9 protein-coding genes, 1 tRNA gene and 1 other RNA gene are annotated in these 13,009 nt (G+C 43.1%); 3 read left to right on the forward strand and 8 right to left on the reverse strand.

Going from position 1 to position 13,009, the window contains the following annotated elements; translation table 11 throughout:
- Nucleotides 1-105: 105 nt before the first annotated feature.
- The 5 genes from AC1DBT_RS03290 to AC1DBT_RS03310 form a co-directional block, all read right to left on the reverse strand.
- Entirely contained in the window at nt 106-846 is a 741-nt protein-coding gene (locus AC1DBT_RS03290) for an Asp23/Gls24 family envelope stress response protein (RefSeq protein ID WP_480018565.1), read from the reverse strand.
- A gap of 39 nt (nt 847-885) precedes the next feature.
- Nucleotides 886-1,287 carry a DUF2273 domain-containing protein gene (locus tag AC1DBT_RS03295; protein WP_480018566.1) on the reverse strand — a complete coding sequence of 134 codons (402 nt, stop codon included), beginning with the start codon at nt 1,285-1,287 and terminating at the stop codon, nt 886-888.
- A 3-nt stretch (nt 1,288-1,290) separates the two neighbouring features.
- Nucleotides 1,291-2,202, reverse strand: coding sequence for an alkaline shock response membrane anchor protein AmaP (gene amaP / locus AC1DBT_RS03300; RefSeq protein ID WP_480018567.1), 912 nt, complete (start codon nt 2,200-2,202; stop codon nt 1,291-1,293).
- Between the two features lie 166 nt (nt 2,203-2,368).
- A complete protein-coding gene (locus tag AC1DBT_RS03305) occupies nt 2,369-3,133 on the reverse strand; it encodes a YebC/PmpR family DNA-binding transcriptional regulator (RefSeq protein ID WP_480018568.1) in 765 nt (254 codons plus the stop codon).
- 318 nt (nt 3,134-3,451) lie between these two features.
- Nucleotides 3,452-3,527 (reverse strand) — tRNA-Ala (locus AC1DBT_RS03310).
- A gap of 570 nt (nt 3,528-4,097) precedes the next feature.
- On the opposite strand from AC1DBT_RS03310, the gene yihA reads away from it, so the two are divergent.
- Together yihA and AC1DBT_RS03320 are read left to right on the forward strand one after the other, a co-directional pair.
- Nucleotides 4,098-4,685, forward strand: a complete 588-nt coding sequence (yihA, locus tag AC1DBT_RS03315) for a ribosome biogenesis GTP-binding protein YihA/YsxC (RefSeq protein ID WP_480018569.1) — start codon at nt 4,098-4,100, stop codon at nt 4,683-4,685.
- 77 nt (nt 4,686-4,762) lie between these two features.
- Nucleotides 4,763-7,036, forward strand: coding sequence for a HelD family protein (locus AC1DBT_RS03320; protein ID WP_480018570.1), 2,274 nt, complete (start codon nt 4,763-4,765; stop codon nt 7,034-7,036).
- 139 nt (nt 7,037-7,175) lie between these two features.
- Here the strand turns inward: AC1DBT_RS03320 and nifJ are convergent, their stop codons facing one another.
- Together nifJ and AC1DBT_RS03330 are read right to left on the reverse strand one after the other, a co-directional pair.
- A complete protein-coding gene (gene nifJ / locus AC1DBT_RS03325) occupies nt 7,176-10,715 on the reverse strand; it encodes a pyruvate:ferredoxin (flavodoxin) oxidoreductase (protein ID WP_480018571.1) in 3,540 nt (1,179 codons plus the stop codon).
- 381 nt (nt 10,716-11,096) lie between these two features.
- Nucleotides 11,097-11,285: a hypothetical protein gene (locus AC1DBT_RS03330; protein WP_480018572.1), complete on the reverse strand. Its 189-nt coding sequence runs from the start codon at nt 11,283-11,285 to the stop codon at nt 11,097-11,099.
- Nucleotides 11,286-11,486: 201 nt separating this feature from the next.
- On the opposite strand from AC1DBT_RS03330, the gene rnpB reads away from it, so the two are divergent.
- Nucleotides 11,487-11,846: RNase P RNA component class A (gene rnpB, locus AC1DBT_RS03335), an RNA gene on the forward strand.
- 89 nt (nt 11,847-11,935) lie between these two features.
- On the opposite strand, the gene AC1DBT_RS03340 is transcribed toward rnpB, so the two are convergent.
- Nucleotides 11,936-13,009 (reverse strand): CHAP domain-containing protein (locus AC1DBT_RS03340; protein ID WP_480018573.1); only part of this gene is annotated, 1,074 nt, incomplete at its 5' end.

Below are 13,009 nucleotides of genomic sequence, written 5' to 3' on the forward strand. Positions count from 1 at the left end.
ATCAATAAAACGATCTTCACACATTGCTGTGCTGTCGTTAAAAATAGAAATTGCTTCGCAAGACGCGCGCAGGTACAAACCGTGTCGACTTACGCTATAAGCAATTTATGCCGATATATGCTTTTCTTCATCGCTGTTTAACGTTGGTACATGCTCTTTTGTCATATCTTGGGCCTCGTATTCCTCAGGCGTTAGAACATCTTCGATACGAAGATTTACACCAGCAACGCTGAGCCCTGTCATTTCCATAACTTTACTAACAACTGCCTCTTTAACATCCTCAAATACCTGTGGTGCATACGCGCCGTATTTAATGAGAACCGAGATGTTAACTCGTACCGATGCATCATGGGTAACTTCAACGGTAACACCTTTACGCGCATCTGATGCGCCTAACACATCCTGCACGCGATTAAACCAGCTGCCTTTCATGCCTACAACGTCTTTTACGTCGCGCATTGCAATAGCAACAATTTTCTCGATAACGCCATTTGAAAATGTCAGCGAATCTTGAGCATCATCTTCAACATCGTCAGTTAAGTCAGCGTCATCATTGGCAGAAGTATCGCTTGTGTCTGAACTTGATGCTGCATGAATATTGTTAACATCAGCTGCATTTGCACAAGGTGTGCCAGAGACACCTGCATCAACAGCGTCTTGAGCATCAAGGATACCCTCTGAAGCAACAAAGCTTTCATCCTTTTGATCCTCTAACGTATGAGTTGTATCTTCAGGTGTTTTTTCTGCCGAATTGTTAGCCAAAGGATGATCGGTAAACTCAACGTTTAACGTAGGCGATACGTCTTGGGTGCTTGTATCAAGACGCGCAGATTTTTGATCTTTCATAATATGAGTCCTTTCGTGCAGGTAAAACAGGGTGTGAGGTTAATTTCTGTTATCTTTGAATAACTTTTGAACAAGAGACAAAATCTTGGGATTTCCATCGACATATTGACCAATTGCAATACCTAAAGCAATGCAAAATCCTATTAAAAGTGTACGAAATAGACCGATAGAAAAAATTAGCAATGCAACAAGAAGACCAACAACAGCTCCTATACATGCATGCTCACGACCTTTAACATAAGTAGCACACGCGCGCGCGAACTCATTAAACGTTGCATTTTCCAACGTAGGTGCACCATGTGTTGAAGCATCTTTAGTAGAAGTATTTGTATGATCATCTGCCTGCGTTTTATCAACGGATACATCAACACGTGCAGACACTTCTTTTTGGGCGTGTGCAGCCTCATCAACAACCGTTGTACGCCTTTCATTCTTTTTCATAATCTATTGCCTTTCAAGCTGGACAGACGTTGTTAAAGACGACGAAGATGCAGCAGCGCGCTCATCTTTTGACGTCTGTAAACCTGTTGTAGGATGAGATGTAGTCGTAGTACTTTTACGTGCATGATCTTGTGAACTTGTTGAATCAAAATCCTGCGAAGAGACATCATCTGAATTAGAAGCAGTGTCAGCAGATCCGTAATGCGAGATAGGAACGGTAATACCCGATGATTTATGCAGTAACGTTGTATGTATAGGGCGCTGTATATCGGCAGATACACTGAAAGTATCTGCACCTTCCAATGTATGAGAAACGTCGATGGAATCTGCACCAGTATCAGCCGTATTTGACATAGAATCGGTTGATACAGGCGCCACAAGGTCCTCATCGCTCACCGAGACATAGTTTTTTGCTTGAGCAAATTCTAGGTTTACAGAATCTATGTGATTGCCAACAATAACCGCAAGTCCTGCATAGAGTTTGCTTTTAAGCTCGTCAGATGCCGTAAGCAAATCTTCGGTTTCTTCGGGCTGAATACGCGCATTCACACGAATATGGCCGTATTTAGCTGCTTTAACGTAAAGTCGAACCACACAAAAACGCCCGTCTTCTTCGATCACATGTTTTGCTTGAGACTCTATAGCATGAAGCGACACGGTAATTTTGTTGTCTTTAGCTTTGGAAATAATAACCACTTTACGATTACGTGTAAAAATAGCACGCAAAAGCATAATAACACAGCCAAAAACTATGATAAACGGAGCAATTTTCATGAGCTGTTGAACAAAGGACAGTCTAAACACGTAGAGAGCATATGTAGATGTGGCATCATAAGAGGCAGCAAGCAACGAGCCAAAAAAGAATATGCCTGTCAATGCATATATAAGCATGCATAATCGCTTAAAAATTCCCATACGAGCCCCTTTACACTCTTTATTGATGCATGAACACCGTGTACTAATAATAGTTTAACAAAAATCCTACCTGAACAGTATCATTCACGTAGGATTTTATACCATAATTTTACGTACTAAATAATCTCAATGCAGCCATCGCAGCCGAAATAAAACGATCAAGCTTCTATTCTTCTGCCTCAAGTTCAGCCAAAACTTCGTCGGAAACACACATAGCAGCGTAAACGTTTTGTACGTCATCTAACTCTTCCAAGCGATCTACAAGGCGTTCAACTTTTTTAGCGTCAGCAGCATTTAAATCGGTGGGGTTATTGGCAACCATAGTAAGCTCGCTACCTTTTACCTCAATACCTTGCTCTTTAAGAGAAGCTTCAACCGATTGCATTTTATCGTAAGCGGTATAGATGAGCCATTCTTCACCCTCATCTTTGTAATCTTCTCCACCTGCCTCAGCAACGGCCATCATAAGCTCGTCCTCATCGGAACAGGCGTCTTTAGTTACCGCGATAGAACCTTTGCGCTCAAATTGGAATGCAACAGAACCCGAGGTACCAAGATTGCCGCCAGCATGAGTAAACGCAGAACGAACATCAGCGGCTGTACGATTAAGATTATCGGTAAGGCACTCAACATAAAGTGCAACACCTGCAGGACCATAGCCTTCGTAAGTAACTTCTTTATAAACTACAGCATCGGCACCAGTACCAAACGCTTTATCAATAGCAGCCTGAATACGAGCATTAGGCATAGAAACCATACGAGCACGTGCAACAGCGGCAGCAAGAGCTGCGTTATTCTCAGGATTTGGATCTCCACCATTTCTTGCAGCAACGGTAATATTACGCGAGTGCTTGGAGAAAAGCGCCGAGCGTTTTGCGTCGATAGCTGCTTTTTTATGCTTAGTGGTAGCCCACTTTGAATGTCCAGACATGCACGTCTCCTTTTATTATTGCATAGAAATCAGTATGTACGTGTTTGACGTACTTATACATAATAGACCTAAGTTGAAAACATGAAAAGTATTCAATCGAGATTTCATTATTAAACAAGATTTTATGAAATTTAGTTATGGCAATCATAAGGTTTTTGTTTCTTTAGTATCTAGAGCAACTTGGCGTACGCCTTCGATTTGAACTATCCGGAAATTCCGGATAGTTGTATTCTCTTCAAGCTCATAACCAGAGTTTTTTTACGTATTATAATGTTTGCGTTTCCGCTGGTAAAATAGGGTAAAAAGGAAGAAAAAAGATGGTGGAGATGAAGGGATTCGAACCCTCGGCCTCTGCCTTGCGGAGGCAGCGCTCTCCCAACTGAGCTACATCCCCATGCCGCATACACTGAGCACAAACAGTTTGCACGTACGCTTACGCGTACACAAACCCCTTTGGAGCTAAGTACGTTGTACATTTTTACAGGAATAGACACTCCTGTCAATAATTGTACGTGTATGCCAAAAAATCTATAGAACAGCACCTTGGACAGGATATGTGCTGTTATCGCTGGTTCTTGGAGTATTTGGCGTATCATTTGCTGTTCGCGCATACCAGCAAAGATAAGTTCACGCTCATAGGTAAAACTTATCTTTCTATGCCTTATGCATAGCTAAACACTAAACCCACTTCAACTGTAAAAGGTGTGAAGTGGGTTTATTTGTACACAAGCAGGTAGTATGAAGCAGAAACGACGACAGCGCGCATTTGACGCATTGCTTACACGAAATGCTTATGCATGCACCAACTTATACATGTACCAGCTTATGCATGCGCTAGCCACACCAAACGCGCACGCAGACATATAAAAACTTTGTTTAGATGATACTGATGCTCCGTACGTGGTAAGCTTATATATTATGTTTTTTAAGCACCATAAGCATGAATGAAAATAAAGGAATATCAATGGCAATTCAATACGAACAAGCACATTTTGAAGCGGCATATGGAACAGCTCAACAATTACCTGTCTCCACAACGCCCGAAATCATTTTTTGTGGAAGGTCAAATGTTGGCAAGTCGTCGCTCATCAATAAATTGCTCAAACGCAAAGCGCTTGCACGCACGAGCAGTCAGCCTGGTAAAACGGCAAACATTAACTTTTTTAATGTTGATGGCATTCGTTTTGTAGATTTGCCCGGATACGGGTTTGCAAAGGTTTCAAAAGCAGAACGTGAGCGTTGGTCAAGCCTAATCAGCGGCTATTTTGAGGATAACCGAAGCTTTAATTTAGTCATATGTTTGGTAGATATACGAATCGACGCGCAGCTGCTTGATAAAGACATGCTTAACTATGTTATACACGAAGAACTCCCCTACGTTGTGGCTTTTACCAAAGCAGACAAGCTTACACGTTCTAAGGCTTTAGCTGCCCGAACAAAACTCTGCAAGGCACTAGAAGTGCCTCAAGATAAAACTATCATTACCTCGGCAGAAACGGGAGAAGGCATGGCAGATCTTAGACGCTGTATCGAAGAACATGCGCTGAGCTGATAAACAGGTCATGCAAATCAGATAAACCATGCAAACTAGACGCGCAAAAGAATATAAGTAAGGACACGATGAATACCATGTCAACAATAAACAAAGACGACAAAGCGGGCAACGCAGGTAAAGCTGACAACGTGCAAGACGTGCAGCACAACACGTATGATGCGCAGGCTATGGATACACAGGAAAACAGTATCAGTGATACGCGATCAGATGAAATTTTTCGCACAGAAGAAAAGCATCTGCACGACGTGTATACCAAGCTCGTCCAAGAGAAAAAGACCTTAGAAGCGCAAATGATTAAAGCGCACGAACGCGCTCAAAAAGATCTTAAAGAAATGTCAAGCGAAGTTCGCCAAAACTTTGGCTCGGACGACGAAGCAATGGAAACCTATGCAGCAATTGAAACGCTTAACGCTGTTATAGACGTTTACAATCAAAAACACGATTTTGACGCGGATAGACTTAAACGCATTGATACCCTTTTGTTACAGCCGTATTTTGCCAAAGTTGTTTTGCAAATGCGCGCTGGTCGTCCGCCGCAAAGCGTGTATATTGGAGCCGCTGGTATTACCGATGAGCACCGTATTCCTTTGGTTGTGGACTGGCGAAGTCCCATTGCGCAGACTTACTATAATCAAGAAAATGGACTGATAACATACGAAGTTAATGGTAAAAAACGTCAAGTGACGCTTAGTTTGCGCCGTCAATTTGATATTGTGCGCGATTGTTTGCGCGCGTATTTTGATTCGGACATCGCTATTGAGGACGCTCTTTTAAAGCAAGCACTTGCTCGTCGGCACTCAGAAAAACTTCAAGCAATTACTGCCACGATTCAGCGCGAACAGAACAAAATTATTCGCTACAACGATGTAGAGGCTCTGCTTATTGACGGTATTGCAGGATCGGGCAAAACTTCGGTGTTGCTGCAGCGCATAGCGTATCTGCTGTACCAGCAAAAAGATACGCTCAGCAGTAAGGATATTTACTTTTTTGCGCCCAATGATGTTTTTGCTCAATATATTAATATGGTTTTACCTCAACTCGGTGAACAGAATCCACAAACATTTACGTGGAAATCATTTATAGCACGTCTTGGCCTTTCTACCTATGGAAGCGGTGTGGCAACCACCATCGAAGACCTGCATGAGCTTGAGCACATGCTTTCGCATATACAAATTAATGATAAAGATATTCAAGAAATAAAGTGCCGCGACACCGTACTGCTTAAAGTGGCAAGCATTAAATCGGCGCTCGAAAAATTTGCCGCTATCGGATGGAATCGCAAGCGTATTGCCCTTGTCAAAGACGAACTACACGCACGACTTGACAGACGCATTACCGCACTGGCTCAAACGGAAGATTTTCAAGACGCCCTTCTTGAACTTGACGTAGAGCAGCAAATGCAAATATTTAATGCAGTTATTGCTCCGCAAACCGCAGAAGACACCTTAAAATACGCGCGTATCTACGCCCATTATTTGTACGACGAGGCACATGAGGCAATCGAATGTGTGAGTTGGCTTAATTTTGCTCATATTGCACAACACAATCTTACCCACGAGCACCCTACATCAGTTGAAATATATTACCTTCACCTGCTGTTATGTGATAGTACGTTTAAGGGCGCGCGATTTGTAGTTATCGATGAGGTGCAAGATTACACGCCAGCGCAACTCTATGTGCTCACACAAACGTTCCACGGTGCGCATTTTATTTTTGCAGGTGACGAACGACAAGCGCTCAACATCAATCGCAGCAGTTTTTCTGATATCGAGCACGTCTTAGCTCATGCCAATATTTCATACAAACACATGTTCTTGTCAACGAGCTATCGTTCCAGTAAAGAAATTACAGATTTGTTTTGGAGTATTTTTTCGGCGCGTGAAGGTACCGACATAGTATCGGTGCAGATGGAAGGTGAAAAACCTCATTTTATAAGCTGTGGTGAGCACGACACTAAAGCCTATGTTGAAAGCTTACAAAATTTGGTAGATGCACGAGATCCACAGGAATTATGCGCCATCATTACCCGCGAAGAACGTGGCGCAAAATGGCTTGCACAGCGCTTACACGACGGAGCTCACGCAATTACGCGCATCAACGCAAACAGCATTTTGCCACAGCATGGCATAGTTATCATGAACTTAAAACTTGCCAAGGGCCTTGAATTTGACCATGTCATTTTAGCTGACGCACAAAGCGCCAACTATCCTTGTGATACAGAGGAAAAAGAAGACGTATCGCGCAGGTGCTTATACACTGCCCTATCGCGCGCAACACATCGCGTGGATATCGTATCACAGGGGGTGCTCACACCTCTTTTGTGCAAAAATGATCAGGAAACCAAGTAAGTTTTTTACAGTATCACATGCTTTTCTCAAAGAAAACGAGCTTAGTGTGTGTATAAAATCGTAAACATCATAATGTATATGCAAACTGCCGGTAAAAGTTTACCGGCAGTTTTTGCGTGCTACTCGTTTTTACAATACTTTACTCGTTTTTATACAGTTCCTTCAGGCGAACAAGATGCTCCCAACGCTGCATTGCAGACTCTTCGTTTTTCTCAAACAACTCATCTGCTTGATCGGGGAACTCTCGCGTCAGACGCGCATAACGAGACTCGTTCATAAGGAACTCACGGTATCCACCCTTAGGTTCTCTTGAATCCAGCGTAAACTTACGACCCTTAGGAGCCGCAGGATTAAAGCGGAATAAGTTCCAATATCCACAATCAACCGCACGTTTCATTTCGTTTTGGCAGTTAGCCATACCGCCTTTAATGGAATGCATTTCGCAAGGAGAGTATCCAATAATCAACGATGGACCATCGTAGGCCTCGGCCTCTGCAACAACCTTAAGTGTTTGGGCAGGATTTGCACCCATTGCAACTTGCGCAACATAGACATACCCATAGTTCATTGCAAGCTCACCTAACGGCTTTTTGGAAACTTTTTTACCACTTGCAGCAAATTGTGCTACCTGACCAAGATTAGATGCTTTAGATGCCTGACCACCTGTATTGGAGTACAGCTCGGTGTCAAAGACAAAAACGTTAATGTTGTGACCCGATGCAAGAACATGGTCAAGACCGCCAAAGCCAATATCGTATGCCCATCCGTCGCCACCAAAGATCCAGAACGATTTCTTGGTCATAAAGTCTTTATTGGCTAAGATGTCTTGCGCTACAGGCGAATTGAGTTTTTCAAGCTGTGCAATATAAGCAGCTGCAGTAACTTCTGAGTCCCCTGCTTGTTTGTGCGAATCGATCCAAAGCTGCGCCGCGGCACGAAAATCATCGGAAACTTCAGAAGAAGCAATAAGTTGCTTGGTGGATGCTACCAAACGCGCTTGTTGCGCTTCGTAGCCCAACAACATACCTAGACCGTGTTCGGCATTGTCTTCAAACAGTGAATTATTCCAAGCCGGTCCTTGGCCTTTTTTATTAAGCGTAAACGGCGAACAGGTGGATGGATTACCCCAAATTGAAGAACAACCCGTTGCATTAGAAATAAATGCTCTGTTACCAAAGAGCTGAGTTACGCAGCGCGCATAACTTGTTTCTGCACAACCTGCACATGCACCCGAGAATTCAAGGTGAGGATTTTTAAATTGCGATCCTTTAATTGTTGTGTTTTCGAGCTGCTCTTTTTCCGAAACGTTATCCTCGTCAACGGCGTAATCCCAAACTTCTTGCTGATCAAGCTCTTGCTCGGTGGGAACCATCGTAAGACAATCTTTTGGACAAACGTATACACAATTGGTGCAACCCATACAATCAAGCGGCGAAACTGCAATCGCAAACTTAAGACCTTCGGCACCCTTGCCTTTTGCGTCAATCATACGCATTTGAGCAGGTGCTGCATCGGCCTCTGCCTCGGTCATCGCAATAGGACGAATGGTAGAATGAGGACATACAAATGAGCAGTTGTTACACTGAATACATTTTGTTTCGTCCCAGTGTGGAACCATAACGGCAACGCCGCGCTTTTCGTAGGCTGCGGTACCTAGTTCGTATTGACCATCAGCGTGATCCTTAAAGACCGAAACAGGTAATTTATCGCCTTCCATCATATTGATAGGATTAAGTAACGTGCGTACCTGTTTAACAATCTCGGCGCGACCCTTAAGCTCTACCGTATGTACTTCATCGTGGATGTCTTTCCAACTTTCAGGAATCTCAATTTGCGTAAAAGCAGAAGCACCAGCGTCGATAGCTTTATGGTTTGCCTCAACAATTGCCTGACCCTTCTTGGAATACGACTTAGTAGCTGCGTCTTTCATGTACTTTATTGCGTCATCAAACGGCAGAACGCCCGAAAGTGCAAAGAACGCCGATTGCAAAACGGTATTAGTACGTTTGCCCATACCAACTTGGCGTGCTAAATCGATAGCGTTGATAAGGTAAACCTTGATTTTATTCTTATAGATGTAGCGTTTAGCCTCGGCATTAAGATGACGATCAAACTCATCAAAATCCCATTGACAGTTAACTAAAAATGTTCCGCCCGGCTTAACGTCGCGAACCATTCTAAAGCCCTTAATAATATAAGAAGGGTTATGACACGCAACAAAATTTGCCTTAGTTACATAGTATGAGCTGCGAATAGGAGCGTCACCAAAACGCAGGTGCGAAACAGTTACGCCGCCCGTTTTTTTGGAGTCATACTGAAAATACGCCTGAACATATTTGTTGGTGTGGTTACCAATGATCTTAATAGAGTTTTTATTTGCACCAACGGTACCATCGCCGCCCAAGCCCCAGAATTTACATTCAATAGTAGACGGATCAGCAGTTGAAGGACAATCAGGATCCTCTTCAAGCGAGAGGTGCGTAAGATCATCCACAATACCTATGGTAAACTCGCGTTGAGGATTATCTTTTTTAAGCTCATTGAACACCGCAAATGCCGAAGCAGGAGTCGTATCTTTTGAGCCCAAGCCATAACGGCCGCCAATTATTGAAATATCGCTTCGGCCAAGCTCGTACAAAGCCGATACAACATCTTGATAAAGCGGCTCGCCAATAGATCCCGGCTCTTTTGTTCTGTCTAAAACAGCCATATGCGTGCACGTTTTTGGCAAAACCTCACCAAAACGCTCTACCACAAACGGACGGAACAGACGAACCTTAATAAGGCCTACTTTTTCGCCTTGTGCACGCAGATAATCGACAACCTCTTCGATAGGATCACAGAACGACCCCATGCAAACAATAACACGCGTTGCACAAGGATCACCATAGTAATTAAAAAGACCGTAGTTAGTACCAATCTTTTTGTTAATACGATCCATGCACGACTCAACAATGCTTGGAAGGTTGTTATAAACGCTGTTACATGCTTCGCGATTTTGGAAGAAAATATCAGGATTTTGGTGAGAGCCACGCATATGTGGATGCTCAGAATTAAGCGCGTGATCACGAAAACGCTGAAGCGCGTTGAAATCGTACATACTTTTAAGTTGGTCAAAATCCCACATAGATACTTTTTGAATCTCATGAGATGTTCTAAATCCGTCAAAGAAATTGATGAACGGAACACGACCTTCAATTGCAGCCATATGTGCAACGGGTGATAAATCCATAACCTCTTGTGGATTTGTTTCGGCAAGCATAGCAAAACCCGTCTGACGACACGCCATAACGTCGGAGTGATCGCCAAAAATGCTTAATGCTTGCGTGGCAACCGTACGTGCTGCAACATGAAATACGCATGGAAGCTGTTCTGCCGCTATCTTATACATGTTAGGAATCATTAACAGCAGACCCTGAGAAGCAGTATAGGTAGTAGACAGAGAACCTGTTCCCAGCGAACCATGAATGGTACCTGCGGCACCTGCCTCTGACTCCATCTCGATTACCTTAACGGGTGAACCGAAAATATTTTTCATGCCCTGTGCAGACCAAATATCCACGTGATCCGCCATAGGGCTTGATGGTGTAATAGGATAAATGCCTGCAACCTCTGTATACGCGTACGATACATATGCCGCTGCTTCATTACCATCCATCGACTTGAATTTTCTTGACATATCCTCCCCCTCAAGATGTAAATCCAGTCAATAGCCAGCGTCGAAAAATGCGCTCGCACGCACAACAAAGTACGATACTTCCCTCTCACCTTAGGTAGCATACTTACTATGCAAGCACCAATTTAACGAGCTATTCTATTTGAAATGCACTTACAAAGGACGCTCAACCCTTAATCTCTCCTGAGTGTACCCAAGTGCTTTGACTTGTAACTATCATAGTGCAAATTACGAAAAAAATTAATAAAGAGCGCAAGCGTTCCGCTAACGGTTGAATGCGCAGGCTTACGGACATATATAACTTTGGATTGCTTACGGCTGCGACACAGGTCATGCAGGACGCAGGGAACCTCAAGCATATAATGCATGCCAATGATGGCGAATCTAGCTTGCAAGCCACACAGAAATGCCCGGAATAACGGCATATATAACAAAAATACCGTAAAAGATAACCATAAGAACAACATAGGCTATCATATTGATTCTAAAAATAAGCTGAGTATCATCACGAGAAGACGTTGTATCCTTTTGATTGTTAGTTATGGTGTTATTATCTTGTGAAGATGTGCTCATAACCACTCCTAACAGTTATTACTGCATGTAGCACATATTGTTCATTGGTGTGATGTACTTATATATACGCAAAACACACCCTTTTACTTTACTCATTTTGTAGATATATGACAATATCTAATCCAACATATTTGAACTCATTCAAAACACAAATCCATTATGTATGGTAATCCTCATATTTAGTGTTACAATGTTTTGTGCAAAGTGAGCTCAGTGGCTGCGGATTGTAGGTTTTCCTACAATATGAGGAAAGTCCGGGCTCCACAGGGCAAAATGCTGGTTAACAACCAGGCGGGGTAACCCGACGGATAGCGCCGCAGAAAAGAAGACTCTCACCACATCGCACGCGATGTAAGAGAAAAGCTGAAACGGTAGTGTAAGAGACTACCAGCACGGTAGTAATATCGTGGCTTGGTAAGCCCCATTTGGAGCAAACGCGAATAGGAATGTAACAGATTGGCCCGATCTGCATTCGGGTAGCGCGCTTGAGGCATCTGGTAACAGATGCCCTAGATAAATAGTCACTCACGACAGAACCCGGCTTATAGGCTCACTTTGCATATTTGATTGAGCAAATCACGCTATAAGCCAAGTTCCCATAAAACCAAATACCTCTACACGCACTCATTTCTTATACAAATGCCAAATGTTTACACAAACGGATATGGTCTAACAATTGCACGAACATAGGTAAATGGACGCGTACGTCTCCATACACCATTACCCGCATGCTGAGATCCGCCATCACCTGATGACGTATTGCCTTCAATGGTAGTAATAGTAGACCCGTTGTTACTTTCGATAATACCTATATGCTGACAGCTGCTGCCACCATGGAAGTTATACAGAACTATATCGCCAGGTTTGCAATCATGTACATCTAAAAGAATTTGTGACCTTCCATCGTAAAGTGCACGTGAATAAATTTGATCACAGTTATACGAAGGTAGTGCATCCCATGAAACATGTGCTTGATCAAAACACCATGAAACAAAAATTGCACACCACCAAACTTCAGAAGAAGGACCGCGAAGCCATGGAGTATCAGTTATGTCAGCCATCCAGCGTCCGTATTTACTACCAGGCTGAGGATCATTAAATGCTTCATATCCAATCTCGCCTGAAGCAGCACGCAATAACCAGTTTTTAAGCGTTTCAACCGATGGCCTATCAGACCTGCTTAAATCCAATCCATTTATATAATCAATATAAAAATGTTCGTTATTTACATTGATATAGCCAAATAATGCCTTATTGCTTTGTGGGTCAAAATAAAACCACTTATTGTTTGGCGTATGATACCAGCCAGCAATAAATCTTCCGTTTTGATCAGCATAAAACCAGTTACCCTGCGTATCCTGCACCCATGCGTTACAAGAAAGACCATTATTGGGATCGAGCCAGTAGCGATGGCCATTCTCATTAAGTTCGCCAGTAACCATTTTGAAGTCGTTACCAAAGTACCACCACCTACCGTTAGGTGCATAGTACCAGCCTGTTGCAAAAACACCCTTGTCATTGGTGTGCATCCACGAACCATCGGCTGCCGTTACCCAACCGTTATAAAGAAGACCTACGTTTTCATCTAACCAGTAGTGATTACCATTCTCGATAAATTCACCAGTAACCATCTTGTAGTTGTCTTTATTAAAGTACCACCACCTACCGTTATATACGGTTTGATACCAGCCTGTTACCAGAATGCCCTTGTCGTTGGTGCGCAT

This window comes from Fannyhessea sp. C0108B2, assembly GCF_056583915.1.